This window comes from Novosphingobium sp. (assembly GCF_036803765.1).
Taxonomy (GTDB): domain Bacteria; phylum Pseudomonadota; class Alphaproteobacteria; order Sphingomonadales; family Sphingomonadaceae; genus Novosphingobium.
Genome location: NZ_DAIRTS010000007.1, coordinates 1 through 26564 on the forward strand (window position 1 = coordinate 1; position 26564 = coordinate 26564).

24 protein-coding genes and 1 pseudogene are annotated in these 26564 nt (G+C 68.5%); 11 read left to right on the top strand and 14 right to left on the bottom strand.

The window, feature by feature from the left end:
• Positions 1-151: 151 nt before the first annotated feature.
• From V7Q48_RS06185 to V7Q48_RS06205, 5 genes are all read left to right on the top strand, one after another.
• Positions 152-1060: an alpha/beta fold hydrolase gene (locus tag V7Q48_RS06185; protein ID WP_333837112.1), complete on the top strand. Its 909-nt coding sequence runs from the start codon at positions 152-154 to the stop codon at positions 1058-1060.
• Positions 1061-1079: 19 nt separating this feature from the next.
• On the top strand, positions 1080-2237 hold the full coding sequence (locus V7Q48_RS06190; protein ID WP_333836919.1) for a glycosyltransferase family 4 protein: 1158 nt from the start codon (positions 1080-1082) through the stop codon (positions 2235-2237).
• Between the two features lie 168 nt (positions 2238-2405).
• Positions 2406-3191 carry a tetratricopeptide repeat protein gene (locus tag V7Q48_RS06195; protein ID WP_333836920.1) on the top strand — a complete coding sequence of 262 codons (786 nt, stop codon included), beginning with the start codon at positions 2406-2408 and terminating at the stop codon, positions 3189-3191.
• A 162-nt stretch (positions 3192-3353) separates the two neighbouring features.
• Entirely contained in the window at positions 3354-4670 is a 1317-nt protein-coding gene (locus tag V7Q48_RS06200) for an outer membrane protein assembly factor BamB family protein (protein WP_333837113.1), read from the top strand.
• Between the two features lie 45 nt (positions 4671-4715).
• Positions 4716-6086 (top strand): methyltransferase family protein, encoded by a 1371-nt coding sequence (locus tag V7Q48_RS06205; RefSeq protein WP_333836921.1) that lies wholly within the window; start codon positions 4716-4718, stop codon positions 6084-6086.
• On the opposite strand, the pseudogene V7Q48_RS06210 reads toward V7Q48_RS06205, so the two are convergent.
• Positions 6069-6239 (bottom strand): annotated as a pseudogene (locus tag V7Q48_RS06210) (plasmid stabilization protein); the annotation flags it as partial. The gene V7Q48_RS06205 and the pseudogene V7Q48_RS06210 sit on opposite strands and share 18 nt — an antisense overlap.
• Positions 6240-6456: 217 nt before the next feature.
• Between V7Q48_RS06210 and V7Q48_RS06215 the strand changes: the two are divergent.
• Both V7Q48_RS06215 and V7Q48_RS06220 read left to right on the top strand, forming a co-directional pair.
• Entirely contained in the window at positions 6457-6948 is a 492-nt protein-coding gene (locus tag V7Q48_RS06215; protein ID WP_333836922.1) for a cache domain-containing protein, read from the top strand.
• Positions 6949-7031: 83 nt separating this feature from the next.
• Entirely contained in the window at positions 7032-8165 is a 1134-nt protein-coding gene (locus tag V7Q48_RS06220) for an acyltransferase family protein (protein WP_333836923.1), read from the top strand.
• A 4-nt stretch (positions 8166-8169) separates the two neighbouring features.
• Here V7Q48_RS06220 and V7Q48_RS06225 read toward each other — a convergent pair whose 3' ends face one another.
• Positions 8170-8766, bottom strand: coding sequence for a type 1 glutamine amidotransferase domain-containing protein (locus V7Q48_RS06225; RefSeq protein WP_333836924.1), 597 nt, complete (start codon positions 8764-8766; stop codon positions 8170-8172).
• Between the two features lie 101 nt (positions 8767-8867).
• On the opposite strand from V7Q48_RS06225, the gene parC reads away from it, so the two are divergent.
• Positions 8868-11156 (top strand): DNA topoisomerase IV subunit A, encoded by a 2289-nt coding sequence (gene parC, locus V7Q48_RS06230; RefSeq protein ID WP_333836925.1) that lies wholly within the window; start codon positions 8868-8870, stop codon positions 11154-11156.
• A gap of 53 nt (positions 11157-11209) precedes the next feature.
• Here parC and fghA read toward each other — a convergent pair whose 3' ends face one another.
• From fghA to V7Q48_RS06265, 7 genes are all read right to left on the bottom strand, one after another.
• A complete protein-coding gene (fghA, locus tag V7Q48_RS06235) occupies positions 11210-12049 on the bottom strand; it encodes an S-formylglutathione hydrolase (protein ID WP_333837114.1) in 840 nt (279 codons plus the stop codon).
• 2 nt (positions 12050-12051) lie between these two features.
• Complete coding sequence (locus tag V7Q48_RS06240; RefSeq protein WP_333836926.1) at positions 12052-12432, bottom strand: VOC family protein; 381 nt, start codon at positions 12430-12432, stop codon at positions 12052-12054.
• Positions 12433-12514: 82 nt separating this feature from the next.
• Positions 12515-15130, bottom strand: a complete 2616-nt coding sequence (locus tag V7Q48_RS06245; RefSeq protein ID WP_333836927.1) for an HWE histidine kinase domain-containing protein — start codon at positions 15128-15130, stop codon at positions 12515-12517.
• Between the two features lie 74 nt (positions 15131-15204).
• Positions 15205-16602, bottom strand: a complete 1398-nt coding sequence (gene astD / locus V7Q48_RS06250; RefSeq protein ID WP_333837115.1) for a succinylglutamate-semialdehyde dehydrogenase — start codon at positions 16600-16602, stop codon at positions 15205-15207.
• A gap of 14 nt (positions 16603-16616) precedes the next feature.
• Positions 16617-17627 carry an arginine N-succinyltransferase gene (locus tag V7Q48_RS06255; RefSeq protein ID WP_333836928.1) on the bottom strand — a complete coding sequence of 337 codons (1011 nt, stop codon included), beginning with the start codon at positions 17625-17627 and terminating at the stop codon, positions 16617-16619.
• A complete protein-coding gene (locus tag V7Q48_RS06260) occupies positions 17627-18850 on the bottom strand; it encodes an aspartate aminotransferase family protein (protein WP_333836929.1) in 1224 nt (407 codons plus the stop codon). Before V7Q48_RS06260 ends, V7Q48_RS06255 begins: the two co-directional genes overlap by 1 nt.
• A 91-nt stretch (positions 18851-18941) precedes the next feature.
• Positions 18942-19949: a 2-oxoadipate dioxygenase/decarboxylase family protein gene (locus V7Q48_RS06265; protein WP_333836930.1), complete on the bottom strand. Its 1008-nt coding sequence runs from the start codon at positions 19947-19949 to the stop codon at positions 18942-18944.
• A 129-nt stretch (positions 19950-20078) separates the two neighbouring features.
• Here V7Q48_RS06265 and V7Q48_RS06270 point away from each other — a divergent pair, with 129 nt between their 5' ends.
• A complete protein-coding gene (locus tag V7Q48_RS06270; protein WP_333836931.1) occupies positions 20079-20990 on the top strand; it encodes a LysR substrate-binding domain-containing protein in 912 nt (303 codons plus the stop codon).
• Between the two features lie 101 nt (positions 20991-21091).
• A complete protein-coding gene (locus V7Q48_RS06275; protein ID WP_333836932.1) occupies positions 21092-21232 on the top strand; it encodes a hypothetical protein in 141 nt (46 codons plus the stop codon).
• A 58-nt stretch (positions 21233-21290) separates the two neighbouring features.
• Here V7Q48_RS06275 and nusB read toward each other — a convergent pair whose 3' ends face one another.
• The 3 genes from nusB to hisG are packed head-to-tail and all read right to left on the bottom strand — an operon-like array spanning position 21291 to position 23697.
• A complete protein-coding gene (gene nusB / locus V7Q48_RS06280) occupies positions 21291-21740 on the bottom strand; it encodes a transcription antitermination factor NusB (protein WP_333836933.1) in 450 nt (149 codons plus the stop codon).
• Positions 21737-23026 (bottom strand): histidinol dehydrogenase, encoded by a 1290-nt coding sequence (gene hisD, locus V7Q48_RS06285; protein ID WP_333836934.1) that lies wholly within the window; start codon positions 23024-23026, stop codon positions 21737-21739. Before hisD ends, nusB begins: the two co-directional genes overlap by 4 nt.
• A complete protein-coding gene (gene hisG, locus V7Q48_RS06290) occupies positions 23026-23697 on the bottom strand; it encodes an ATP phosphoribosyltransferase (protein ID WP_333836935.1) in 672 nt (223 codons plus the stop codon). Before hisG ends, hisD begins: the two co-directional genes overlap by 1 nt.
• A 55-nt stretch (positions 23698-23752) precedes the next feature.
• Between hisG and V7Q48_RS06295 the strand changes: the two genes are divergently transcribed.
• Complete coding sequence (locus tag V7Q48_RS06295) at positions 23753-24817, top strand: DUF2332 domain-containing protein (protein ID WP_333836936.1); 1065 nt, start codon at positions 23753-23755, stop codon at positions 24815-24817.
• 153 nt (positions 24818-24970) lie between these two features.
• Here the strand turns inward: V7Q48_RS06295 and V7Q48_RS06300 are convergent, their stop codons facing one another.
• Together V7Q48_RS06300 and V7Q48_RS06305 are read right to left on the bottom strand one after the other, a co-directional pair.
• Positions 24971-26290 carry a low temperature requirement protein A gene (locus V7Q48_RS06300; protein ID WP_333836937.1) on the bottom strand — a complete coding sequence of 440 codons (1320 nt, stop codon included), beginning with the start codon at positions 26288-26290 and terminating at the stop codon, positions 24971-24973.
• The gene (locus V7Q48_RS06305) at positions 26287-26559 is read right to left on the bottom strand and encodes a BolA family protein (protein WP_333836938.1); all 273 of its coding nucleotides are present in this window, start codon (positions 26557-26559) and stop codon (positions 26287-26289) included. Before V7Q48_RS06305 ends, V7Q48_RS06300 begins: the two co-directional genes overlap by 4 nt.
• Between the last annotated feature and the right edge of the window lie 5 nt (positions 26560-26564).

A 26564-nucleotide genomic window follows, 5' to 3' on the forward strand; every position in this document is an offset into this window, starting at 1 on the left:
GTGTGCGGGTCGGCGGGGGGCGACGCGGGGGCTGGGGTCGACATGGCTTGCGGGACTGGCTCCATTCTTCCATTAGTGGGGTGCCGGTGACGGCGAGGCAAGGCGCCTTGCGACGGCACGATGATACCAGACGGGAAGCAAGTCCTTGGCCATGGCCGCATTCGACATTCGCAGCTGGACCAGCGCCGACGGCCTGCGCCTCGCCTATCGGGCCTATCCCGCAGCATCCGGCACAGGTGCGCCGACGCGCCTGCCGGTGGTCTGCCTGCCCGGGCTGACCCGCAATGCCCGCGATTTCGAGGATCTCGCCGCCCATCTGGCCTCGGGCGGGCGCGATGTATTCTGCCCCGACCTGCGCGGTCGCGGCGAGAGCGACTATGCGCGCGATCCGATGAGCTATCAGCCGCCGGTCTATGTGCAGGATCTTGCGGGGCTTTTCGCGGCCGAGGGGATCAAGCGCTTCGTCGCGGTGGGCACCTCGCTCGGCGGCATCCTGACGATGATGCTGGCCGCAGGCCAGCCCGGGCTCGTCGCCGGCGCCGTGCTCAATGACATCGGCCCGGTGATCGAGCCGGCTGGGCTCGACCGCATCCGCGAATACGTCGGCCAAGGTCGCAATTATCTCACCTGGATGCACGCCGCGCGCGGGCTGCGCGAGACGATGCTCGACATCTATCCCGACTTCACCATCGACGACTGGCTGCGCATCGCCAAGCGCCTGCTCGCGCTGGGCAGCGGCGGGCGCATCACCTTCGACTACGACATGAACATCGCCGAGCCGATCGATGCCGCCGCCGAGGCGCAGGCCAAGGCGCTGGCCGAAGGGGCGGAGCAGCCGGCCGTGGATCCCTGGCCGCTGTTCGATGCGCTCTCGGCCGTGCCGCTGGTGCTGGTGCGGGGCGGGATGTCCGACATCCTGTCGGCGCAGACGGCGACGCAGATGGTGGCCAAGGCGCGCGATTGTACGCTGGTCACCCTGCCGCAGGTCGGCCATGCCCCGACGCTCGACGAGCCGGAGGCCCGCGCCGCGATCGACGCGCTGATGGCGCGGCTGGACTGAACCGCGAGGGCCGCCGGTCATGGCACTCCCGCTCGAGCCCGCGCGCCGGCTGCATGTCCTTCACCTGCACTCGACGTTCGACGCCGGCGGCAAGGAGCGGCGCAGCGTTGCGCTGATGAACCGGTTCGGCGGCGCGCTCGAGCATACCGTGGTTTCGGCCCAGGCTGACGCGCTCGGCGCCCGGTCGCTGCTGGCGCGCGGCGTTCTGGCGCATTTTCCGCTGGGATTTCCGCCGCTGGCCGGCAAGCCGGGCGTGCGCCGGCTGCAGGCGCTGGCGCGGGCGATGCAGGGGTTCGACCTCGTCTGCACCTACAACTGGGGGGCGATGGATGCGGTCATGGCGCATGCCGCGTTCGCCCCGCTGTTCGGCCTGCCGCCGCTGGTCCATCACGAGGACGGCTTCAACGCCGACGAGGCCGAGCGGCTGAAGCCGCGGCGCAACTGGTATCGCCGCATCGCGCTGGCGCGGGCCGGCGCGCTGGTCGTGCCCTCCAGACTGCTCGAGGATGTGGCGCTGGGCGCCTGGCACCAGCCTGTGGCCAAGGTCCACCGCATCGGCAATGGCATCGACACCGCCGCCTTTGCGCGCAAGCCGCGCCCCGATGCGCTGCCGCGCGTCATCAAGCGGCCGGGGGAGAAGTGGGTGGGCACGATGGCCGGCCTGCGCGCGGTCAAGAACCTGCCGCGCATGGTGCGGGCGTTCCGCCATCTGCCTGAGCACTGGCAACTGGTGATCGTGGGCGAGGGGCCCGAGCGCGAGACGATCCTGCGCACCGCGATCGATCTCGACATCGGCCACCGTGTCCACCTGCCCGGCGCCGTGCCCGACCCGGCGGCAGCGGTGGGCCTGTTCGATCTGTTCGCCCTGTCGAGCGACAGCGAGCAGTTCCCGCTTTCGGTGGTCGAGGCGATGGCCGCCGGGCTGGCTGTGGTAGCGCCCGCGGTGGGCGACGTGGCCACGATCGTCAGTGAAGAGAACGCCCGCTTCATCACCGCACCGGGTGACGAGGCCGCCTTCGCCGAGGCGCAGCTGGCGCTGGCGCAGGACGAATTGGCACAGCGGCGGATCGGGGCCAGCAACCGCGTGCTGGCGCAGCGCGAATACGATGAAAGCGTGATGGTTCAACGCTATGCGCAGGTCTACGCGCAGGTGATGGGACGGACACGCTTTCCCTGACGGGCTGGCGGTCGGCCCATGCAGTGCTTCACCCCCGGTTCAGCGGTGCCGGGCGAGGACTGGGCCTGCCATCATAGACGTTGAAATGGTGGCGCCATCCGCTAAACACCGCGCCCACTCGTCTTTTTGTTTTCATCCTTCCCGCCTCTCAACGCCGAAAGCGCAGCCTTGGCCCTCAGACCGAACCGTCCCCAGCCCTCCAACGATCCCCGCGCCCTGGCGCGCGCTGCGCAGGGCGATGTTTTCGCACGCGAAGTCGACGATGCCCTGCGCGAGGACGAGGCGCTCAACGCGCTGCGCAAGTGGGGCAAGCCGATCGGTGCGGCGGTGGTGCTCGGCCTCGTCGCGCTGGGCGGGTGGCTGTGGTACGACAACCACCAGGCCAGCCAGCTCGGCAAGCAGAGCGAGACGATGACGCTCGCGCTCGACCAGGTCGAGGCGGACAAGGTCGCTGCGGCCAATCCCATGCTCGCCGGCCTCGCCAAGGACGGCACGCCCGGCTATCGCGCCGCGGCGCAGCTGCTGCAGGCCGGCCTTACGCAGGACGCCGCGCAGAAGGGCGATCGCCCGGATGCCGCCAAGCTGGATGCGGCGGCCAAGGGCTTTGCCGCGGTTTCGGCCGACAGCAAGGCCCCCCAGGCATACCGCGATCTCGCCACGATTCGTGAAATCGCGCTGCGCTTCGATGCCATGCCGCCGCAGCAGGTCGTCGACCGGTTGAAGCCGCTGGCCGTGCCGGGCAACCCGTGGTTCGGCAGCGCCGGCGAGCTGGTCGGCCTGGCCTACCTCAAGCAGGGCCGGAACGATCTGGCTGGTCCGCTGTTTGCCGCCATGGCCAAGGACAAGACCGTGCCGGATTCGATCCGCCGTCGCGCCCGCCAGGTTGCCGGCTCGCTCGGCATCGACGCGGTCGAAGATGTTTCGGCCGTGATGGCGCAGGCGCAAGGCCAGTAATTCGTCGCCTGGCACGACGCGCCGGATCACGGCGCGGCGCCGGGCGAACAGGACAAGGAATACCAAGGCATGATCCGCATTTCCCGCCAGCGCCCGACCGGCATACCGCACGGGACCACGATCGCGACCGCTGGCACGACCGCCGGCAAGACTGCTGGCGTCATGCGCGCCGCTGTCCCCGCGATCTGCCTCGGCCTCGCGCTCGCGCTGTCGGGCTGTGGCGGCAAGGGCAAGGTCAAGGCAACTCCGACCGTGGGCAACCGCGTGCCGGTGCTCTCGCGCATCGAGGCAGGCACCAAGGTCGACACCTCGCTTGCGGCGATGGACGTCGTCGTCCCCGCCCCCGAGGTGAACACCGACTGGGCGCAGGGTGGCGGCACCGCCAGCAAGGCGTCGGGCCACCTGTGGCTGGCCGATGCACCCAAGCGCCTGTGGACGCACCGCATTCCCGGCTCGTCGCCCAAGCAGCGCCTAGCCGCAGCGCCGGTGGTCGGCCTGAATACGCTTTTCGTGATGGACACCGACGGCGTGGTCCACGCGCTCGATGCCGATGACGGTCACGAGAAGTGGAAGCAGGCCTTCCGCCTGCCGAGCAAGAACGAGTCCGTGTTCGGCGGCGGCGCGACCTTCGACGACGGCAGCGTCTATGTCACCACCGGGCTTGGCGAAGTCGCCGCGATGGATGCGGCGTCCGGCAAGATCAAGTGGCGCGTGAAGCCGGCCGGCCCGCTGCGCGGCGCGCCGACCGTCGCCTTCGGCGCGGTCTACGTGATGACGCAGGACAACCAGATCTTCGCGCTCAATGTCGCCGACGGCACCGGGCTGTGGAACGAGAGCGCCTCGACCACGCAGAGCGGCGTGTTCGGCGTCGCTGCGCCGGCTGCGGGCCAGGGCACGGTGATCGCCGGCTACAGCTCGGGCGAACTCGTCGCCTATCGCTATGAAAATGGCCGCCAGCTGTGGTCCGACGCGCTGGCGCGCACCTCGATCGCCACGAGCGTGTCGACGCTGACGGACATCGACGCCGACCCGATCATCGAGCGCGGCCGCGTCTATGCGCTGGGCCAGGGTGGCCGCATGGCGGCCTACGAACTGGTCAGCGGCCAGCGAATCTGGGAACTCAACCTCGCCGGCATCTCGACCCCGGCGGTTGCGGGCGAATGGATATTCACCCTGACCGACGAGGCCAAGCTGCTGTGCATTGCCAAGGCCACCGGCAAGGTGCGCTGGATGACGCAGCTGCCGCGCTACAACAAGCCAAAGAAGAAGGAGAGCCCGATCTTCTGGACCGGGCCCGTTCTCGCCGGCAACAAGCTGTGGATCGCCAATTCACGCGGCGAAGTTTCCGCCGTGACGGTGGGCGACGGCACCATGGCGGAGTTCGCGCACGTGGCCGCGCCGGTGACGCTGGCGCCGATCGTCGCCAACAAGACGCTGTATCTGCTCGACGACAGCGGCAACATCACCGCCTGGCGTTAACCGTCTTCACCGTTTTTCCACTCCTGGGAGGCTAGGTCGGCGGGCATGAACGAATTGCCCGCCAGCCTGCCGCCCGAACCGCCGGCGACGCGCCCACCCAGCGATGTATCGGTGGGCGTCGGATTTGCCGGGCTGGCCGGCCTGCTGCTGTGGGTGATGATCTGCCGCAACTGGCCGGGCATCGCCGAGGCGCTGGCCCTGCCGGGGCCGCGCCAGCGCATGGCAGGGTCGAGCGCGGCCGTGCTCGCGCTGGTCTTCTCGGCCACGCCGATGGTGCTGTGGTCGCTGCTGGTCGACAAGGTTCACACCCGCGCCTCGACCGGGATCGACTGGTCCAGCCCGCGTTCGCTGTCTACCGTCATCGACGACGCGGTCACCAAGCTCGCCGGGCTATGGGCGACCTGGGCGTTGATCGCCTTCATCTTTGCGCTCGGCCGCTGGTACTGGCGGGGGCAGTATCTTTTCGCGATGGACCTGCTGCAGGATGCGGCGCCCTTCCTGTTCCTCGGCGCGATCCCCTATGTCCTGTGGCTCGACCGCGTGCTGGTGGAGCCGCGCGACGGCGCATGGCACTTTGGCGCGATGCTGATCGGGCGCGAGGCCTACGATCCCGAGCAGGTGCGTCATCATGCCCGCGCCTGGGCGGTCAAGGGCTTCTTCTGCGCCTTCATGATCTCGATCCTGCCGGGCGGATTTGCCGCCGTGGTCGAAAGCGACTGGACTGGCCTGGGCCACGATCCGGTGCGCTGGACCAACGCCACGATCGACGCGATGTTCATGATCGACGTGCAGATGGCGATGGTGGGCTACCTGCTCACGCTGAAGCCGCTCGATGCGCAGATCCGCACTGCCAATCCGCTGCTGTCGGGCTGGGTCGCAGCACTGATCTGCTATCCGCCGTTCGTGCTGATGGGCGGCGGCGGCGTGCTCGACTACCACCCGAATACCGCCGAATGGAGCGTCTGGTTTGCCGGCCACACGACGCTGCTGTGGGTCTGGGGTACGCTGCTGGTCGTCCTCACCGCGATCTATGCCTGGGCGACGATCGCCTTCGGACTGCGATTTTCCAACCTGACCTGGCGCGGCGTGCTGACCAACGGGCCTTATGCCTGGACGCGGCACCCCGCCTATCTCGCCAAGAACACGTTCTGGTGGCTGGTCACGCTGCCGTTCCTCGCCACGACGCACTCGCCGGTCGATGCGCTGCGCAACACCGTGACCCTCGCGCTGGTAAGCGCCGTCTATTACTGGCGCGCGCGGACCGAGGAACGGCACCTGCTTGGCGCCGATTCCAAGTACCGCGACTATCACGCGTGGATGAGCCGCCACGGTGTCGTCACCGCGCCGCTGACCCGCGCCGCTGAATGGATCGGCCGGCGCCGCCAAGGGTCAATCGTGCCCGCGACCCGAGCCTGACTTCTTGCCGCCGCCGTCCTGCTTGTTGACCGTCGCCCAGGCGCGGCGCTCGGCCTCGTCCTTGCCGACGCCGCGGTCCTCATATCCTTCCTCGATATGCTCGGCCTTGCGCTTCTGCTTGTCGGTATAGGCGTCCTTGTCACCCTGCGGCATGGTTCGTCTCCTCGACTGTCCTGCGATTGATACAACGGCAAGGGCGGGGCGCGGTGTTGGTTCCGGCGATTTGATCCAGCGCAGCGATGGCGGGGCGGCCGCGCGATAGGACGAGGCAACCCAGCGGGATCAGCAAGGCAAGGCCGTCATACAGCCGGCTGCGCCGGTCCGATCTGGGGTTCTGTCCCGGCCATGCCGTATGAGGGAGGTTCGTCCCATGCCTGCACCCGTCGTTCTCCGCCGCCTCATTCCCGCCGTCTGCGCCATGGCGCTTGCCGCCTTCGCACCCGTCGCGGCCCACGCCGCTGAACGCCCTGCGGCCCATGCCAGTTCGGTCGATGCCCAAGCCCTGCTGACCCGTGCCGTGGCCGAGCTTTCGGCGGTCGGCCCGGCCAAGGCGCTCGCCGAATTCAATGATCCCCACGGCTCGTTCCAGACGCGCGAGCTCTATGTCTTCGTCTTCAGCATGAGCGGGCGCTACGAAGCCTCGGGCGCCGATCCCCGGCTGGTCGGCGTCGAGGCGATCGACATGACCGACGCCGAGGGCAAGCCCTTCGTGCGCGACATGATCGCACTGGCCAAGGCGCGCGCCGGCGGGCGGGTGGACTATGTCTGGCTCAACCGCGTCGACAATCGCGTGGAGCACAAGCGCTCGCTGGTCCAGCGCGTGGGCGATCACATTGTCGGCGTGGGGTATTACGCCGGCTGACGCGGCACGGGCACGTTTGGCCGTGCGGCGGGTTGGAGCTTTCGGCCGCGTGCGCCATCGGGGCGCCGGGGCCGGATGCAACCATGCCGAGGCCCGTGTTCCAGGAAAGCCATATTCTCGTCGCCGAGCGTGCCCGGCTCTCGCGTGCCATAGCGATCGCGCGCGTGTTGTGCATTGTCGGGATCGTCTACGTCCATGCCTGGACCGGCCTGTGGGGGCCGGCGCTGACTGCGCTCGATCGAACCCCGCAGGGCCTGATGCGCTGGGGCCTGATCGAGCTGCTTGCCCGCTCGTCGGTGCCGTTGCTCAGCCTCATATCCGGCTGGCTGGTCGGACCCTCGCTGGCGCGGCGCGGTACGCGCAGCTTCATCAGTGGCAAGGCGCGCACCGTGCTGCTGCCGATGGTCCTGTGGAATGCGATCGCGATCGTGGTCGTATCGGGCGCGGCGTGGCTGGGATGGCTCTATGCCCCGCAGCCGACATCGTGGGTCTGGCTGTTCAACGAGTTGACCGGTGCGCTGCATCCCAACGAGATCAACGTGCAGATGCCGTTCCTGCGCGACCTGTTCGTCTGTCTGGCCCTAGCGCCCTTGCTGGTGCGCTGTCCTGACCGCGTGCTCGTGGCCATCGCCGCCGGTGCCATCGGCTGGGGCCTGGCGCCGCCTCTGCTGCCGCTGCTGCTGCGCCCCACGATCCTGGCGTTCTTCGCGCTGGGGATCGTCGTGCGGCGCCGCGACCTGGCGGCCCGGCTCGGCGCCATGCCGTTGGTCCGGGTGATCGTGCCTTATGCCGTCATGGTGGCGGTGAAGCTCGCGCTCGACATCGTCGGGGCCTCAGCGGGCCTCGATACGCCCGTCGTCACCGGCCTGACCGACATCGCATTGCGCGCGGCGACCGCGTGGTGCTTCTGGGCGCTGGCCTGGCGCCTGGCGAACCGCCAGTTGGGGGAGCGGTTGATGCGCCTCGAGCCGGCGATGTTCCTGCTGTTCTGCGTGCACCTGATCCTGATCTGGTGCGCCGGCCCCGCGATCGGGGCGCTGACCGGACCGATCGGTGCGCCGCTCTATCCGGTATTCTTCCTCGTCCAGCCGGCCCTCGCGCTGGGCGGTGCCCTCGTGATCGGGCGCCTGCTGGTACGACTGAGCCCGCCGCTCGCGAAAGTGCTGAGCGGCGGGCGGCTCGTGCCGCCGCCGTCACGCGGGACGGCGGCGGGCTGAAGCGTCAGTCTTCGTCTTCATCTTCGGGGAGGGCATCGCCCTCTTCCCAGTTGTCGTCTTCCTCGGCTTCGTCCTCATCCTCGTCCAGCGCATCGATCAGCGCCTGGGCGAAGAGGGGGATGTCTTCCGGCTTGCGGCTGGTGATGAGGTTGCCGTCGATCGCGACCGGCTGGTCGACGACGTCGGCCCCGGCGTTCTCGAGGTCGGTGCGGATCGAGGGCCAGCTCGTGACGGTACGCCCGTCGACGATGTCGGCTTCGACCAGCAGCCAGGGACCGTGGCAGATGGCCGCGATCGGCTTGTTGAGGTCGTCGAATTCCTCGATCAGTTCGATCACCCGGTCTTCCAGACGCAGCGAGTCCGGGTTCATCTGCCCGCCGGGGAGCAGCAGGGCGTCGAAATCGTCAGCCTCGACCGCATCGAGGCTGGCGTTCACCTTGACGCTTTCGCCCCAGTCGGTGTGGTTCCAGCCCTTGATGCTGCCGCTCTTTGGGCTGGCGACGACCGTTTCGATGCCGGCCGCCTCGAGCGCCTTCTTGGGTTCGATCAGTTCGGATTGTTCAAAGCCGTCTGTGGCCAGGATCAGGACACGCTTTGCCATGGTTAAACTCCACGAATGGGGGGACTTGCCCACAATGGCCGGCCCCTGTGACAGTTCCGGAGGTTTCGTTTTGTTCACCGCATTGCTACACCGGTTGAGCCATGGCCATTGACCCGACAGATCCCGATCCGTTCGACGCCATCGTCGATGCTCCGTTCGATTCCGCGCTGTCGGAACGCTATCTGGTCTACGCCCTCTCGACGATCACGGCGCGCTCGCTGCCCGACTTGCGCGACGGGCTGAAGCCGGTTCATCGCCGCCTGCTCTGGGCCATGCGCCAGCTGCGGCTGGACCCCGGCAGCGCCTTCAAAAAATCGGCGCGCGTGGTCGGCGACGTCATCGGCAAGTATCACCCGCACGGTGATGCCTCGGTCTATGACGCGATGGTCCGCCTCGCGCAGGATTTCGCGCTGCGCTATCCGCTGGTCGAGGGGCAGGGCAACTTCGGCAACATCGACGGCGACAATGCCGCCGCCTACCGCTATACCGAGGCGCGGCTGACCCCGACGGCGACGCGGCTGATGGCGGGCCTCGACGAAGGCACGGTCGATTTCATCCCGACCTACAATGGCGAGGAAGAAGAGCCGGAGATCTTCCCCGGCCTGTTCCCGAACCTGCTCGCCAATGGCGCCAGCGGCATCGCCGTGGGCATGGCGACCAATATCCCCAGCCACAACGTCGCCGAGATCGTCGATGCGACGCTGCTGCTGATCGACAATCCCCACGCCGAACATGCCGACCTGATGCAGGTCTTCCACGGCCCCGATTTCGCGACCGGCGGCGTGGCGGTGGACAGCGCCGCGGCGATTTCCGCAGCGTATGAGACCGGGCGCGGGTCGCTGCGCGTGCGCGGGCGCTTCTCCACCGGCCGGACCGAGGCGGGGGAGTGGGAGGACAGCGGGATCGAGAAGCTGGGCAGCGGCCAATGGCAGCTGGTCGTCTCGGAAATTCCCTATATGGTCCAGAAGGGCAAGCTGATCGAGCAGATCGCCGCGCTCATCGCCGATCGCAAGCTGCCGATCCTCGAGGACGTGCGCGACGAGAGCGACGAGCAGATCCGCATCGTCCTCGTGCCCAAGAGCCGCAACGTCGATCCCGACCTGCTCAAGGAGTCGCTCTATCGCCTGACCGACCTCGAGACGCGCTTCGGGCTCAACCTTAACGTATTGGATTCACGGCGCACGCCGGGGGTGCTGGGCCTCAAGCTGCTGCTGCAGGAATGGGTCGTCAGCCAGATCGACATCATGCTGCGGCGCGCCACGCACCGGCTGGCCAAGATCGCCGCGCGGCTCGAGCTGCTCGAAGGCTACATCATTGCCTACCTCAACCTCGACCGGATCATCGAGATCATCCGCAACGAGGACGAGCCCAAGCCGGTGATGATGGCCGAGTTCGGGCTGACCGACCGCCAGGCCGAGGCGATCCTCAACATGCGGCTGCGTTCGTTGCGCAAGCTGGAGGAAATGGAACTACGCCGCGAGCACGATGCCTTGCTGGCCGAGCAGGACGACCTCAACAAGCTGCTCGAGAGCCCGGCGCGCCAGCGCACCAAGCTCAAGCGCGAGCTGAACGCGCTGCGCAAGGAATATGGGCCGGAGACCGCACTGGGCCGCCGCCGCACGACCATCGCCGAAGCCGCGCCGACGCGCGAATTCTCGATGGACGCGATGATCGAGAAGGAGCCGGTCACGGTGGTCCTCTCGGCGCGTGGTTGGATCCGCGCGGCCAAGGGGCACCTGCCGCTCGATACCGAGTTCAAGTTCAAGGAAGGCGATGGCCCCGCCTTCGTCCTCCACGCGCAGACCACCGACAAGCTGCTGGTCGCGCTCGACAATGGCCGCTTCTACACCGTGGGGGCCGACAAGCTGCCCGGCGCGCGCGGCTTTGGCGAGCCGATCCGCACGATGGTCGACATCGATCCCGAGGCGCACATCGTCAACCTCGTGCTGTACCGGCCCAAGGGGCAGCTGCTGCTGGCGGCCAACAGCGGGCGCGGTTTTGCCGCCGAGATGGACGAGCTGCTGGCGGAAACGCGAAAAGGGCGCGCCGTCGTCTCGACCAAACCCGGCGTGACGCTCAAGATCGTGCGCGAGATCGCTGCCGAGCACGATCACGTCGCGGTCATGGGCGAGAACCGCAAGCTGGTGGTCTTCGCCCTGTCCGAAGTGCCGATCCTGGCCAAGGGGCAGGGGGTCACGCTGCAGCGCTATCGCGATGGCGGGCTGGCCGATGCGATCACGCTCCGGCTTGAGGACGGCCTCAGCTGGGCCATGGGGGGCGATACCGGTCGCACCCGCGTAGAGAAGGACCTGCTGCCGTGGAAGGTCGCGCGCGGCGCGGCCGGACGCCTGCCACCGACCGGCTTCCCGCGCGACAACCTGTTCCAGTGAAACGAAAAAGGCCGCTCCCGGCAAAAGGAGCGGCCTTTTTCACGTAACGACGATCAGAGCCGTGCGGCGTGCCAGCGCAAGTGATCGTCCATGAAGGTGGAGATGAAGTTGTAGCTGTGGTCGTATCCCGGCTGCAGGCGCAGGGTCAGGTCGATGCCCGCCTGTTCGCAGGCCGCAGCGAAGAGTTCGGGACGCAGCTGCTCGGCGAGGAAATTGTCCGCATCGCCCTGGTCGATCAGGATCGCCCCTGCCGGGCGCTTGCCATCCTCGACCAGCGCGGTCGCATCGTGCGCGCGCCAGGCGGCCCGATCGTCGCCCAGGTATCCGCCCAGTGCCTTGTGGCCCCAGGGAACCTGGCCCGGCGCCACGATCGGCGCGAAAGCGGACAGCGACTTGAACCTGTCGGGGAAAGTCAGGCCCAGCGTCAGTGCGCCGTGCCCGCCCATCGAGTGACCGGTGATGCCCATGCGCGTGGGGTCGATCGGGAAGTTCTCGGCCAGCAGCGCGGGCAGTTCCTCGCTGACGTAGTCCCACATGCGGTAATGGGCCGCGAACGGCTCCTGCGTGGCGTTGACGTAAAAGCCCGCGCCCAACCCGAAATCATAGGCACCGGCCGCGTCATCGGCGACGCCGTCACCGCGCGGCGAGGTGTCGGGCGCGACGAAGACGAGGCCGAGTTCGGCACAGAGGCGCCGGTACTCACCCTTGTCGGTGACATTGGCGTGCGTGCAGGTCAGGCCCGAGAGATAGAGCAGCACGGGCAGCTTGGCGCCGGCGGCGGCCTGCGGCGGGACGAAGACCGAAAAAGTCATCTCCGTACCCGTCGCGGTGGACGCGTGCTTGTAGACCCCCAACGTGCCGCCATGGGCCTTGGTCGTGGAGACGGTCTCGATGCTCACTGGATTTCCCCGTAGTAGTGCAGCGCGCAGAGCTTGTGGCCGTCCGGATCGCGCAGGTAGGCCAGATAGTACGGCGTGCCCTTGCGCACACCCGGCGGGTTTTCGCAGGTCATTCCGCCGTTGGCCGTGCCGGCCGCGTGCCAGGCATCGACCTGTTCCGGCGTCATCGCAAAGCCCATGGTGAAGCCGTTGGCGCACGATGCCGGCTCGCCGTCGATCGGGCGCGTCAGGATGAGGACACCGCCGTTGTGGCGATAGACCAGGCGCCCCGATGGGTCGTAAAAGCCTTCGGGGCCGCCGAACGCGGCGAAGGTGGCGTCATAGAACGTCTTGGCCCGCGCCATGTCGTTCGTGCCGATCATCATGTGGCTGAACATATCTGCAATCTCCCTGCGCGAGAGGGCACGACAGGCCCGATCGCCGCGCTGGGGTGGGTTTGCCCGGCACTCGCGCGCCGGGTCAAGCCCTTCGCGTCGCTGTGGTGTCCTGCCCGGCCGCCAGGGCGTCGATCGACGCCAGCGCGCTGCGCAGTTCCTTGAGGCCATAAGGCTTGGTAATGACGGGAACGCCCGGCCAGGCGTCGAGCGCCAGCCCTTCGCCATATCCGGTGGCGAACGCGAACGGCACCTTCATCTCCGCCAGGCGGTCGGCGATCGGCGCGCTGGTGTCGGCCCCCAGGTTGAAATCGAGCAGCGCAAAGTCGAAGCGCGTCTGCTCGATCCGGCGCAGCGCGTCACGCACCGAAGGGGCGGTCGTGACGGATGCAGCGCCCAGTTCGCGCAGGGCGTCCTCGCCGTCGAGCGCGATGATCATGCTGTCCTCGACGAGGAGGACATCCTTGTCCTTGAGCGGGGTGTGCGAAACCGCCGCGACGTTGGCGAGCGGCGCGACCGGGCGTTCGCCGCCAAGGCCGGCGACCGCACGCGCGGGAATGGAGAAGCGGGCACGAACGCCGGATACGTCGTAGCTGATCTCCGCCGTGCCGCCGAGATCGTAGGGGATCGAGCGCTCGATGATGGTGCTGCCAAAGCCGCGCCGGGTGGGGGCCGTCACCGGCGGCCCGCCGCGCTCTGCCCATTCGAGAACCAGACTGCCATCGGGCTGTAGGCTCCACCGCAGGTCGACCTCGCCCGTCCCGGCCAGCGCGCCGTACTTGGCCGCGTTGGTCATCAACTCGTGAATGACCAAGGCCACGGTGACGTAAGCGGTGGGATAGAGCAGGACGTTGTCGCCTTCGGCGCTCACGCGTTCCGACTGGTTGCGCAAGTACGCGCCAGCCTCGACCTCGATGAGGTCGGCGATGCGGGCGGGGCCCCAGCGGTCGGCAGTGACCTGGTCGTGGGCGCGGGCAAGCGAGCGGATGCGATCATCGAGCGTCGTGATGAAGCCTTCGACATCGGCCGCACCATCACGGGTCTGCGCGATCAGCCCGCGGATCAGCGAGAGAATGTTGCGCACGCGATGGTTAAGCTCGGCGATCAGCAGTTCCTGCCGTTCCGACGCACGGGCGCGTTCGACGCCGGCGGTTTCGGCCAGGCGGACCAGCACCTCGAGCATGCCGACGCGCAGCGCCTCGGCCACGCGGCGTTCTGCGGCGGTGAAGGGAACGCTCGATCCCTTGACCAGCTGCGCCCACTCCTCGAAGCTCTTGCGCGGAGTGAGGCGCGGGCCATAGGGGCCGTGGACCAGTTCCTTCTCGGGCTTGCCGCCCCAGCGCACTTCGCGCAGCCGCTCGGCGCGGAACAGCACGACATAGTCACGCGGCTCGCGCGATAGCGGGATGGCGAGCATGCCCGAGGCCACGCTGGCGTGTTCGGCGGCCTCGGGCAGCAGGGCCTGGATCGATTCGGTTGCGAAGACCTGGCCCGCTGCGAGGCGGTTGAGCATCCGCACCACGGCATCGAACTGCGCCTCGTTGGGGGCAAGGCCGATCAGCGAGGTCTGTCCGCGCACGTGAACACCGATGCCGTCCGCGGGGATGGCATCGCCGATCACGTCGGCCAGCCATTGCGGGTTGTCGAGCAGGTCGTTGTCCTGCGCGACGGTCGCCAGCACGCGGTCGGTGACCAGGCGGCTGCGCGCCTCGTACTCGCGCGCCTCGGCATTTTCGCGGGCGTCGAGCATGAGCGAGAACATCTGCCCGAACAGTTCGGCCGCGCCGCGCGCCGCCATGCTGGGCAGGCGCGGGCTGTAGTGATGGCACGCGAACAGGCCCCACAGCTTGCCACCGACCAGGATCGAGATCGACAGCGAGGCCTGGACGCCCATGTTCTTGAGGTATTCGATGTGGATCGGCGACACTGCGCGCAGCACCGACAGCGACTGGTCGAGCAACTGGCCGGCCGGATCGCGCTGCGGCACGATCGGCACCGGTTCGGCGCCGACATTGGCGATGACGCGGAAGGTGTTGCGGATATAGAGCTTGCGGGCCTGGGCCGGAATGTCGCTGGCGGGGTAGTGCAGCCCGAGGAAACTGTCGACGCCATGCCGGACGGACTCGGCGACGACTTCACCCGATTCCTGCTCGTCGAAACGATAGACCATCACGCGGTCGAACCCGGTGATCGCCCGCACCTGCCGCGCGCCTTCGCGCCAGAAGGCCTTGGTGTCATCGACCTGCTGCAGCCGGCCGAGCATGCCGCGCACGACCGACACGGCTTCCATCGGCTCGGCCGCGGCCGGTTCCGCCTCGATCACGATCTCGCGCCCGGCGTAGTGGACGGCAACGTCGAACGGCGCATGATCGGGCAGCAGCGCCAGCGCGAAGATACGCTCGACCGCATCGGGACCACGCAACCCGGTCAGCCGGTTGCGGATCGTGTGTATCGCCTCGGGCAGGATAACGTCATGAAGCCTAGCGCCGAGTACGGTTTCCGGACGCATGCCCGCAAATCGCTCGATATTCTCGGATACGCGCGCAACCAGCCAGTCTGCGGTCACCGAGATCAGGAACCCGAACGGCTGGATGATCCCGAGCACGTGAATAGGCTCGCGGTCGCAGTTCGACAGATCTACGGTGAATGAATCCGTCCCGTCACCGGAAAGGGGGGCAGCGGGCGGGGGCGTGTACGTCATGTGCGCTATTTAAAACGCACATTCGGTACGAAAGTGCCACAATTATTTTTCCCGGTCGTTTCCCGCAGGATGCGTCAAGACATGCCGGGGATGGGCTGGGTGCTCACGGTTTCCGCCTCGAAACTCGCCATGGGCCAGGCGCAGTAATCCGCGGCATAATAGGCGCTTGGGCGATGATTGCCGCTCTCGCCGAGGCCACCGAACGGCATGTTGGCGGCCGCACCCGTCGTCGGGCGGTTCCAGTTGACCACACCGGCGCGCACGAGGAGGCGGAAGTCCTCCCACAGCGCGCGGTCGGCAGTGACGAGGCCGGCCGATAGACCGAAGGCCGTGTCGTTGGCTGCCTCGAGCGCGGCGGCGAAATCGGCGACGCGGCGCACTTGCAGCACGGGCGCGAAGATCTCGCGGTCGGGCGTGGCGATGCCGGTGACATCGAGGATCACCGGCGCGAAGAACGCCGCGCGGTGTCCCTCGGTCCGCGCCTCGGCGAGAACCATGCGCGCGCCTGCATCGACCAGCGCACCGACTGCGGCACGGGCGCCTTCGGCCTGCGCATCGCCGACGAGCGGCCCCATGAACGCATCGCCTGGTTCGTCCCACGCGGCGATCGGCAGCCTTGCGGCGACCGCCGCGAGAGCGTCGACGACAGCGTCGCCCCAGGCGCCCTCGGGCAGGATCAGGCGCCGCGCGCAGGAACAGCGCTGGCCGCTGGTGACGAAGGCGGAATGCACGATCAGGCTGGCGACGGCGTCCGGCTCGCCGTCCCAGGCGATCAGCGGGTTGTTGCCGCCCAGCTCGAGGGCGAGAATGACATCGGGGCGATCGGCAAACTGGCGGCGGAAGATCTGCCCGGCGGTGGCCGACCCGGTGAACAGCAGCCCGTCGATCCGGCCTGCGAGCAATGCCTCGCCGGTCTCACGCCCTCCCTGGACCACAGTGAGCACGCCCTCGGGCAAGCCCGCCTCGCGCCACAGCTCGGCCATTGCCGCGCCAGTCGCGGGCGTCAGCTCGGACGGCTTGAACACCACGGTATTGCCGGCGAGTAGCGCCGGAACGATGTGGCCGTTGGGCAGGTGTCCGGGGAAGTTGTAGGGCCCGAGCACCGCCATGACGCCGTGCGGGCGATGACGCAGCGTTGCGCTGCCGAACGGCATCGACGCCGTGCGCTCGCCGGTGCGTTCGGCCTGGGCCGCGATCGACACCGCGACCTTGCCCGCCATCGAGGCCTGCTCGGTGCGCGTTTCCCACAGCAGCTTGCCGGTTTCGGCCGAGATCAGTTCGGCCAGCGTCGGGTGCGCCTTGACCAGTGCGGCATAGCGTTCGGCCATGGCGATCCGCTCGGCCAGGGGCGTACGCGCCCAGCCGGGAAATGCCGCACGCGCGCGGGCGAGGGCGGCCTCGCAGGCGGCGGCGTCGGCAACCGGGCCTTCCCACACGAGGCGGCCATTGGCGGGATCGAACGACTGGAGCATCTGGGTCACGACAATCAACTCACGATCACGGCATCGCCGGCACTGACGCCGAGCGCGGCCAGGGTTGCCTGGGGCAGGATCACTTCGGCCTCGGCGACGCGCGCCGGACTGAGCGCGGCGCGGAAGCTGGCGAGGCCGGGGGTGGAGACGAGATGCAGCCGCTCGTCGGCGCCGGCCGAGACCGTGCCGCCGGTGGCGGGAAGCGTGCGCGCGTCGCGCACTGTACGGATCTGGTCGCGCGGAGCGGTCACGGTCGGGCCACCGTCGAAGATGTCGATCAGGCCCGGGCGGGTGAAGCCCTCGTCCTCGAGCATCGCCAGCGCGCGTTCGCCGTGGCGGTGGACCTTGCCGATCGCCTCGCGCGCGGCGGGATCGACCAGCTCGAGATAGATCGGATGGCGCGGCGCAAGATCCAGGATGAACTGGCCGTCGGTGGCGGTGATCATCCGGTCCGCATCCTCGAACGGCAGGCGGAAGAACTTGGCCGAGATGCCGTGCCAGAACGGGCTTTCGTCACGCTCGTCGAACCAGCCACGCAGTTCGGCCATGATCGTCGGCGCGAACAGGTCGCGATGCGCGCCGATCAGGGCATAACGCGCGCGGGCCAGCAGCGAGCCGGCGCCCGCCTGCCGCTTGCGCGGGCGCAGGAACAGCGAACCGACTTCGGACGAGCCGGTGCATTCGTTGACCAGCACTAGCGCCTGGTGGTCGAAGCGCGTGCCGGTGGCTGAGGAATATTGCGCCAGGGTCATGACGCGGAACGAGAAATGCGGGCGGTGCAGGCCGACCCCGCCCTTGATCCCCGCCACGCCCTCGATCGTGCCCAGCTCGGTATCCTCGAGCATGAGCGTGTACCAGGCCTCCGTCGGTGCGACCGAACGGGCAAAACTCTGTTCCGACAGCGCGAGCCGCTCGGCCAGCACCGCGCGGTCCTCGGGCAGGCTGGTGAAACCCTTGCCCGAGAGAAACGCGAGGTCGAGCAGGGCATCGATGTCGGCCGGGCCGGCCGGCCGCACCACCAGCATCAGGCAGCCGCCACTACCGGCGCGGCGTCGACCTTGCCCCAGCCCTTGGCGCGGGCATCGGCGAAGGTCGCCTCGAGACGAGCCAGCGCCTCGTCGACTTCGCTGTCGGTGATGAGCAGCGAGGGCAGCAGGCGGATACAGTTGTCGCCGCCGCCTGCGACCAGCAGGCCGTGTTCGCGTGCCAGGGCCATGACCTCGCGGTTGTTGGCGTGGAGCTTGAGGCCCATCAGCAGGCCCTTGCCGCGCTGCTCGACCACCTGGTCGGGGAAGCGCGCGGCCAGTGCGCCAAAACCGTGGAAGAAACGCTGCGACATGGCGGCAACATGCGCCAGCGCGGCGTCCTGCGCAATCACGTCGAATACGGCCAGCGCGACGGCCATGGCCAGCGGATTGCCGCCGAAGGTCGTGCCGTGCATCCCCGCGGCCATGCCGCTCGCCGCCTCGCGCGTCGCCAGCACCGCGCCGATCGGGAAGCCGCCGCCCAGCGCCTTGGCGATCGCCATGATGTCGGGCTCGGCACCGGGGAACCACTGGTGGGCGAAGAGCTTGCCGGTGCGACCCATGCCGCTCTGCACTTCGTCGAAGATCAGCAGCACGCCATGTTCGCGCGTCAGGCGGCGCAGCTCGCGCAGCGTCTGTCCGTCGAGCGCACGTGCGCCGCCTTCGCCCTGGACCGGCTCGACGATCACCGCCGCCGTGGTCGGGCTGGCGATGGCCGCGGCGATCGCGGGCATGTCGTCGATCGACAGCTGCTGGTAGCCGGGGAGGCGCGGGCCGAAGCCCTCGAGGTAGGTCGGATTGCCCGACGCATTGATTGCGCCATACGTGCGGCCGTGGAACGAGCCGGCAAAGCCGATCACGTCGATGCGCTCGGGCTGGCCCTTGGCGAAATGATAGCGGCGCGCGATCTTGAGCGCGGCCTCGACCGCCTCGGTGCCCGAGTTGGCGAAATAGGCATAGTCGGCAAAGGTCGCGGCGGTCAGCTTGTCGGCCAGCTCTTCCTGCCCGGGAATGCGGAAGATGTTGGAAACGTGCCAGAGCTTGTGCGCCTGCGCGGTCAGCGCCTCGATCAGCACGGGATGGGCATGGCCCAGCGCGCACGTGGCGATGCCGGCCACGCAATCGAGGAAGCGGCGTCCGTCGCGCGCTTCGAGCCACACGCCTTCGCCACGCTCCACTTCGATCTGGGCACGGGCATAAAGCGGCATCAGGGCTTCGGACATGACTTTTCTCCCCCGCGATCGTGGCGGTTCATGGTTCTGGTTGTTTCGCGGCGCAGGGTCGCTGTGCCGATTGAAATGGAGCTTGGCGTTGTCAGGCGGCTTCGGTCATCTTGAAGATGCCGGTGGCGTTGCCGCTGTCGAAATTGAGGTCGAGCTTGCCCGTGCCGGCATCGACGCGACGGGTGATGAACTCGAAGAACGAGCCCGGCACGGTGCGCGCGACGAGCGTGCCGTCCTCGGCGCGGAACGAGCGACGCACCTCGGCGGCGCGCAGCGCGGTCTGGCGCACGCGGCCGCTGGCAGAAACCTCGACCTTGTCCTTGATGCTGCGTCCCGCTTCGCGCTCAGCGGCAGCGGTCGCCTCGACATCGACCACACGGTCGGTCACGTGGTTGAAGGCGTTGCCTTCGGTCGAAATCCACGCCGCTTCCGCGCTCTCGGCGAGCAGGGCCTCGTAATCCGCCTCGAACGGGACGGGATGCTGGCGACCGAACAGGCGCAGCACGGTCTGAAGGGCGGCGGTCGCGTCCTCGAGCGGCACCGATCCGCCGGCCGAGAACTTGCCCAGCACCTCGGCCGTGGCGGCATCGAGATGGTCGAGCGCGGGGCCGAAGACGCGGATCGCGGCCTTGGCGAAGGCGGGCGAGAACTGGTCGACGTGCAATTCGCTGACGAAGAACTGCGGCATCGTCTCGGGCAGGGTGTGATGGCACCAGACGTGGCCGGTCATCTTGAGGCGGGGCAGGGGATAGAGGCCAACCTCGACATAGCCCAGCGGCTCGAGCACGCGGCGGAACGCCTCGACGCCCTGCGGCATCGCGCAGCGCGCGCCCTGCGGCAGCGCGACCGTGCGCAGCGCGCCGTGGTCGAGCACGATGCGGCGGCCCTGGGCCGCGCAGTCCGCCACGTATTCGGCGCCCTCGGGCACGCGGTCGAGCAGGTCGGCAAAGAGGGCGAGGTTCATCGCTTCGGCAAAGCGCAGTGCGTCGATGCCGTTGACCGGGGCATGGCCGCCGGTGGGCACCATCGGCGCGGCCAGCGCACGAATCTGAACCGCCCGGCCTGCGCCGATGACATTTTCGACAAGATCGTCTGTCATGGTGTTTGCGATGGTTGCGCCCTGCGGCATCATGCGGCCTTTCGATCAAGTCTCGTGCAGATCGCCTGTTTATGCTAGGAGGTTCGGATGGCAAAACGGATTAGCATCATCTGTTGATCGGATTTTGGAATGAGCGATTCCCGCCGCGAACTGCCCTCGATGACCGCGCTGGCCTGTTTCGTGACAGCCGCCCGCGAAGGCGGCTTCTCGCGCGCGGGCGAACAGCTCGGCCTGACCCAGAGTGCGGTGAGCCGCCAGATCGCCCTGCTCGAGGAATGGTTGCAGACCCCGCTGTTCACGCGCCACGGTCGGCGCGTTACGCTCAACGAGGCGGGGCGCGGCTATCTCGAGGATGTCGAGCCGGCTCTGCGCCGCATCCGCCTCGCGACGGCCAAGGCGATGGATCGCGGCAGCCGGCGCGACCTTGCCATCGCCACGCTGCCCAGCTTCGGCATGCGCTGGCTCGCCCCGCGCCTGCCGGGCTTCACCGCACGGCATCCCGAACTGACGGTCAACTTTGCCGCGCGCTCGTTTCCGTTCGATCTGCGCGAGGAGCATTTCGACGCGGCGATCCATTTTGGCGCGGCGGACTGGTCCGATGCGGAAATGGTGCCGCTCTTTGCCGAGCAGGCGGTGGTCGCCTGCGCACCTGGCTGGCTGGCCGCGCAAGGGGTGACCACGCCGGCCGATCTGGTCGGCAAGCCGCTATTGTTCCAGACTTCGCGGCGCCATGCCTGGAATCGCTGGTTCGCGCGCGCCGGCATCGTCGGCCTGCCCCCGCTCAAGGGCCCGACATTCGAACATTTCCTGATGCTGGCGCAGGCCGCGGCCGCCGGGTCGGGCGCGGCGCTGCTGCCGCGCTTCCTGATCGAGCCCGAACTGACCGCGGGCACGCTCGTCACGCCGTTCCCGATCGAGCTGACCGACGAGGGCCGGTATTACCTCGTGCTGCGCCCCGACTGGCGCGACCACGCGGGCCTCGCCAAGTTCCGCGACTGGCTGGTCGAGGCAGCGCGTGAGGAGGGCGGCGCAGGCGCGTGATGACGTCCGTGGTCTTTCCCTTCCGTTCGGGCTGAGCTTGTCGAGGGACCGCGTGTGCCGGGACGGGCTTCGACAGGCTCAGCCCGAACGGATGCGGGGGAATGTCCGGGCCGATCCCGTTCGCCCTGAGCCTGTCGAAGGGCCATGCTGGCACGCCCTGCGCTTTCGCCCTTCGGCAGGCTCAGGACAAACAGGCAGCATCCGGCAATCAGGCCGGCGCACTGCGCAAAAGCAGCGCATGATGTCGCCACCCCGGACCTGATCCGGGGTTTCGCTTCCTTCCAGCCAAGCCGGAAAACCTTACTTGCGCACGTCCTTGGCGACCGCGTCGAGCACGCCGTTGGCGAACTTGGCCTCGCGCGCATCGAAGAAGGCATGCGCCACGTCGAGGTATTCGCTGATGACCGTTCCCACGGCGATGTCGGTGCGCGCCAGCAATTCGTAGGCGCCGCAGCGCAGGATCTGCAGCATGGTCTTGTCGAGGCGTGCCAGTGTCCAGCCCTGCGCGAGGCGCGACTGGACGAGGAAGTCGATCTCGTCGCGGCGCGCGATCACGCCCTTGACCACGTCGTCGAAGAACTCGACGTCGGCCGGCGCGAACTCGATGTCCTCGATTTCGGCGCCGAGGCGGTGCTGGTGGAATTCGTCGAGGAGGAAGCGCAGCTCGGTGCCTTCCATGTCGACCTGGTACAGCGCCTGTACGGCGCCGAGGCGCGCGGCGGAGCGGGCCTGGCTCTTGATGTTCGTCATATTCCCAGTCTCAGTTCGATCGAGCGGGCGTGGGCGGCAAGCCCCTCCGCATCGGCCAGCGCGACGGCGGCAGGGCCGACCGCGCCGATGGACGCATCGCTCACCGCGATGAAGCTGGTGCGCTTCATGAAGTCGAGCACGGAAAGCCCCGAGGAAAACCGCGCGCGCCGCCCGGTGGGCAGCACGTGGTTGGGGCCGGCCACGTAGTCGCCGATCGCCTCGGGCGTCATGCGCCCCAGGAAGACCGAACCGGCGTGGCGGATTTTCGCGAACAGCGCGTCGGGATCGTCGGTGGCGATCTCGACGTGTTCGGCGGCAAGCGCATTGGCGAGCGCGGGAGCCTCGTCGAGCGACTGGACCACGATCACCGTGCCATGCGTTTCCCAGCTGGCCTTGGCGACACGCGCGGTCGGCAGCATGGCGATCTCGACGCCGACCATGTCGACCACCTGGTCGGCGAAGGCGGCATCGTCGGTGATGAGGATCGCCTGCGCGGCGGGATCGTGTTCGGCCTGGCTCAGCAGGTCGGCGGCGATCCACTGCGGGTCGTTCTTCGCATCGGCGATGACGAGGATTTCGGATGGGCCAGCGACCATGTCGATCCCGACGACGCCGTAAAGCTGGCGCTTGGCCTCCGCCACCCAGGCATTGCCGGGGCCGGTGATGACATCGACCGGACGGATCGTCCTGGTGCCATGGGCCAGCGCGGCGACAGCCTGGGCTCCGCCCACGCGCCACACTTCGTCCACCCCGGCAAGATGCGCGGCGGCGAGGACCAGCGGATTGACCTCGCCCTTGGGCGTCGGGGTCGTCACCACCAGGCGGCCGACACCGGCGACCTTGGCGGGAATGGCGTTCATCAGTAGCGAGGAGGGATAGGCCGCACGCCCACCCGGGACATAGAGCCCGGCACCATCCACGGCGCTCCACCGCGCGCCGAGGCGCACGCCTGCGGCATCGGTATAGTCGCGGTCCTGCGGCAGTTGCGCTTCGTGATAGGCGCGGATGCGCTGGGCTGCGAGTTCGAGTGCCGCGCGCAAGTCGGGCGCCAGCGCATCGAACGCCTCACGACAGGTCTGCGCGTCGATGCGCCAGCCGTCGCCCTCGGGCAGGTGGCCGTCGAAGCGCTGGGTATATTCGGCCAGCGCTTCGTCGCCGCGCAGGCGCACGTCCTCGATGATCGTCTGCACGTCGCGGCTGACGTTCTCGTCGCTCTCGCGGCGGTCCTTGACCAGCCGGGCGAAGCGCGTGGCGAAATCCTTGTCGGTCGTGTTGAGGCGGAGCATCAGGCGGCCTTGCTCGTCGCGACTTGCGCGCGGAATGCGTCAATCAGGGCGCCCAGCCGGGTGCTGTCGGTCTTTAGCGCGGCGCGGTTGACGATCAGGCGGGCGGAAATCTTCATGATCTCGCTGGTTTCCACCAGCCCGTTCTCCTTGAGCGTGCGGCCCGAGGAGACAAGATCCACGATGCGGCTGGCAAGGCCGAGCGAGGGCGCGAGTTCCATCGCGCCGTTGAGCTTCACCACTTCGGCCTGCACGCCCATCTTCTCGAAATGGCGGCGGGTGAGGTTGGGATACTTGGTTGCGACGCGGGCATGGCTTTCGCGCGCCACGCCGCTGCCGGCCAGGCCCTCGGCCGGTTCCGCCACCGAGAGGCGGCAATGGCCGATATCGAGGTCGACCGGCGCGTAGAGGTCGGCGTAGTCGAATTCGTCGATCACGTCCGAGCCGACGATACCGGCCTGCGCGGCGCCATGCGCGACGAAGGTCGCCACGTCGAACGCGCGCACGCGAATGATCGTGACATCGGCGCGGCTGGTGGCAAAACTGAGCGCGCGCGAGGACTTGTCGAAGAACGCAGCCTCGGGCACCACGCCGGCCTGCTCGAGCAGGGGCAGCGCTTCCTCGAGAATGCGGCCCTTGGGCAGGGCGAAGACGAGCGGAGTGGCGGTGGTCATGACAGCATCGCCCCTATGGCAAGCGCAGGAAAAGGGCAACCGTATGGCGTCGATCATGGATATCACCTCTGTCGAACAGGCCATCGACTGGCAAGCCGACCACGCCGCGCGCAACGGCGCACCCGCGACCGGCCGTGTGGTGCGCGCCCAGCGGCCGCTGCTGGGGGGCGAGACGGCGGTCGGGCGGCACATGGCGGCCTGGCCCGGCCGCCCGGTCGAGGATGCCCTGCCGCTGCGCCTGGCCGGAGGGCTGCATAACCTCGTGCTGACGGGCGCGAACACGCGGCTGGCGGCGGTCTACGATGGCACGGTCACCGACCAGGCCGACGTCGACGCGCTCGTGAGCGACCTCGTCGCGACGTTCGACCAGCGCCTTCTGCCATGGCTCGACGGGCCGCCGCAGACCAACGAGGCGGGGCGCAGCGCATCGATCATGGCAGGCTTGCTGTGGCTGGCGGAGCGCACAGGGCCGCGCATGCGCCTGCATGAACTGGGCGCGAGCGCCGGCGTCAACACCATGCTCGACCGCTTCGCCTTCGACCTCGGCGGCGTGCACGCCGGGCCGGCCGGGGCGACGATGCGGATCGTGCCCGAATGGCGGGGCGAGGGGCGCCCGCCGGCGTCAAAGGTCGTGATCGAGGCGATCGAGGGCTGCGATCGCGCACCGATCGATCTGACCGATGCGGACTCGGCGCTTCGGCTGAAAAGCTACGTCTGGGCGGAAATGACCGAGCGCATGGCGCGGCTGGAGACGGCCATCGCGCTGGCCGAAGAAAAAGCCCCCCGGCTGGCGGCGCAGGATGCGGGGGATTACGTCGATGCGGTGCTGGCGCAGGAACAACCCGAGGACACGACGCGCGTGTTCTATCACTCGATCGTCTGGCAATACCTGCCCGCCGAGACCCGGGCGCAAATTACTGCCGCGCTCGAGGCCGCGGGCGCCCGTGCCACGGCGCACCGGCGGCTGGCCTGGGTGGCGCTCGAAACCGACCGCGCGACGTTCCGCCATGTCCTGACCGTCCGCCATTGGCCCAATGCGGCGGGTGCGGCCGATGGCGCGCCCGTGGTGCTGGGCGCAGCCCATGCCCATGGGGCCTGGGTCGAATGGTTCGGGGACTAGGGTCTGCGGGGATTTAGCCCATGGCGGGCTGCGAACGGCTGCTTTTCGCGCTTCCGGTGCTCACGTACCGAAAGTACGCTGCGCTCCGGGTCGCGAAAATCAGCCATTCTCGCTCAACCCTGACCTAAATCCCCACAGACCCTAGGTTACGGCCTAGCCATCCCCGGTCGGCGGGGTGCCGGCGATGGGGTGGCGGTGGAACGAGGCCCATTCCTGCACCGCCACCACGAGCAGCGCGGCGACGCTGAGCGCGATGTAGAGTGGCGCGGCCATCGGCACGAAGAGGCCGAGCGCCGCCAGGGCCACGATCAGCCCCCCGCCGATCCAGTGGGACAGCGGAAAGTTGTTGTGCGGGCTCGACGGGCGCTTGAACAGGCCGGTTCCGGCAAGAAAGGCGATGAGGCCGCCCGCCTGCGTCAGGATCAGCGCGGGCGAGGCCTGCTCGGTCGGCCGCTCCATCAGCAGGGCGTCGGCCACGGCGGTCACCACGATGCCCGCCACGATCGGCATGTGCAGGTAGGTATAGGCATTGCGCGCCACCCGGCCCGGTTCGGCATGGTGCGCGATGTGTTGCGCGCCGCGTTCGGCACCGCGGTCGAAGTAGATCCACCACATCAGCGCGGACCCGGCAAAGGCCAGCACGAAGGCCAGCGTATGCGCGACATCGGCATCGCCCTTGGCAAAGCTCGTGCCCGTGACGACGATGCCTTCGCCCAGCGCGATGATGATGAACAGCGCGCAGCGTTCGGCAAGGTGGCTGCCTGAGATGTCCCAGTCCGAGGGTTGCGAGCGCCCGAGACCCGGCACGCGAAAGCCCATGAAGGGACCGCCGTAGTCGATCACGAGCGCGGCACCCCACAGCAGCAGGCGGGTGTGGCCGCTTTCGTTCAGCGCGCCCGCGGCCCAGAACGGGGCGGAAAGCAGGAACCAGGTGGTGATGCGCAGCATGTTGCGTGCGCCATCGCTGCGCCAGCCCTCGTCGTGGCTGTGCGCCATGGCCCAGGCGACGAACAGGCTGCGCCCGAACTGCACTGCGACGTAGCACCCGGCAAACAGCCAAGCGCCGTTGCGATCGCCCTCGGCAAAGGCGCGCGGCACGGCCACCGCCATGCCCAGGCTCGCCAGCATCGTGAACATCAGCATGAGCCGGACGGGGACACGCTGCGGTTCGGTCCAGTTGGTGGCCCAGGTGGTGAAGATCCACGACCACCATACCGCGAGGAACAGGATCAGCGCCTCGAGCAGGCCGAGCGGCGAGAGGTGATTGAGGACCGCGTGCGACATCTGGGTAATCGCGAAAACGAACACCAGGTCGAAGAACAGTTCGAGATAGCTGACCGGAGCGTGGCCACCCTCGTGGTCGCGCAGCAGCGAGCCGCCGCGCGGGGGGGGGGCAAGGTCGGTCTCGGCCTTGGGGGCAGGCTCGCCCTTGGCCGCCGCTGCCTCGCCGATGGCCTCGGGATCCTGGTTCATTCGCCGGGCGCGCGGGCGCGGATCGCCAGCGCGTGGACGCGCGTGCCGGGCAGGTCGCCCAGCGCCTGATTGACGAGGCGCTGGCGTTGCAGGCGCGAGACGCCCGCGAAGGCCGCGCTTTCGATCTCCACCGAGAAGTGCGATTCGCCGGTGCCGTCGTCGCCCATATGGCCGCTGTGCGAGGCGGAATTGTTGCTTACCACGAGCCGCGTCGGCGCGAAGGCGTCCACAAGTTTGCGCTCGATTTCCTGGGCGATGGGGCCGGTCATGTCTT

Excerpts from the sequence above, each read along its gene's own strand:
- V7Q48_RS06185 (WP_333837112.1), top strand. The coding sequence starts at position 152 with ATGGCCGCATTCGACATTCGCAGCTGGACCAGCGCCGACGGCCTGCGC.
- V7Q48_RS06190 (WP_333836919.1), top strand. The coding sequence starts at position 1,080 with ATGGCACTCCCGCTCGAGCCCGCGCGCCGGCTGCATGTCCTTCACCTG.
- V7Q48_RS06200 (WP_333837113.1), top strand. The coding sequence starts at position 3,354 with ATGCGCGCCGCTGTCCCCGCGATCTGCCTCGGCCTCGCGCTCGCGCTG.
- V7Q48_RS06205 (WP_333836921.1), top strand. The coding sequence starts at position 4,716 with ATGAACGAATTGCCCGCCAGCCTGCCGCCCGAACCGCCGGCGACGCGC.
- V7Q48_RS06215 (WP_333836922.1), top strand. The coding sequence starts at position 6,457 with ATGCCTGCACCCGTCGTTCTCCGCCGCCTCATTCCCGCCGTCTGCGCC.
- V7Q48_RS06220 (WP_333836923.1), top strand. The coding sequence starts at position 7,032 with ATGCCGAGGCCCGTGTTCCAGGAAAGCCATATTCTCGTCGCCGAGCGT.
- V7Q48_RS06225 (WP_333836924.1), bottom strand. The coding sequence starts at position 8,766 with ATGGCAAAGCGTGTCCTGATCCTGGCCACAGACGGCTTTGAACAATCC.
- parC (WP_333836925.1), top strand. The coding sequence starts at position 8,868 with ATGGCCATTGACCCGACAGATCCCGATCCGTTCGACGCCATCGTCGAT.
- V7Q48_RS06240 (WP_333836926.1), bottom strand. The coding sequence starts at position 12,432 with ATGTTCAGCCACATGATGATCGGCACGAACGACATGGCGCGGGCCAAG.
- V7Q48_RS06245 (WP_333836927.1), bottom strand. The coding sequence starts at position 15,130 with ATGACGTACACGCCCCCGCCCGCTGCCCCCCTTTCCGGTGACGGGACG.
- astD (WP_333837115.1), bottom strand. The coding sequence starts at position 16,602 with ATGCTCCAGTCGTTCGATCCCGCCAATGGCCGCCTCGTGTGGGAAGGC.
- V7Q48_RS06255 (WP_333836928.1), bottom strand. The coding sequence starts at position 17,627 with ATGCTGGTGGTGCGGCCGGCCGGCCCGGCCGACATCGATGCCCTGCTC.
- V7Q48_RS06260 (WP_333836929.1), bottom strand. The coding sequence starts at position 18,850 with ATGTCCGAAGCCCTGATGCCGCTTTATGCCCGTGCCCAGATCGAAGTG.
- V7Q48_RS06265 (WP_333836930.1), bottom strand. The coding sequence starts at position 19,949 with ATGACAGACGATCTTGTCGAAAATGTCATCGGCGCAGGCCGGGCGGTT.
- V7Q48_RS06270 (WP_333836931.1), top strand. The coding sequence starts at position 20,079 with ATGAGCGATTCCCGCCGCGAACTGCCCTCGATGACCGCGCTGGCCTGT.
- V7Q48_RS06275 (WP_333836932.1), top strand. The coding sequence starts at position 21,092 with ATGTCCGGGCCGATCCCGTTCGCCCTGAGCCTGTCGAAGGGCCATGCT.
- nusB (WP_333836933.1), bottom strand. The coding sequence starts at position 21,740 with ATGACGAACATCAAGAGCCAGGCCCGCTCCGCCGCGCGCCTCGGCGCC.
- hisD (WP_333836934.1), bottom strand. The coding sequence starts at position 23,026 with ATGCTCCGCCTCAACACGACCGACAAGGATTTCGCCACGCGCTTCGCC.
- hisG (WP_333836935.1), bottom strand. The coding sequence starts at position 23,697 with ATGACCACCGCCACTCCGCTCGTCTTCGCCCTGCCCAAGGGCCGCATT.
- V7Q48_RS06295 (WP_333836936.1), top strand. The coding sequence starts at position 23,753 with ATGGATATCACCTCTGTCGAACAGGCCATCGACTGGCAAGCCGACCAC.
- V7Q48_RS06300 (WP_333836937.1), bottom strand. The coding sequence starts at position 26,290 with ATGAACCAGGATCCCGAGGCCATCGGCGAGGCAGCGGCGGCCAAGGGC.
- V7Q48_RS06305 (WP_333836938.1), bottom strand. The coding sequence starts at position 26,559 with ATGACCGGCCCCATCGCCCAGGAAATCGAGCGCAAACTTGTGGACGCC.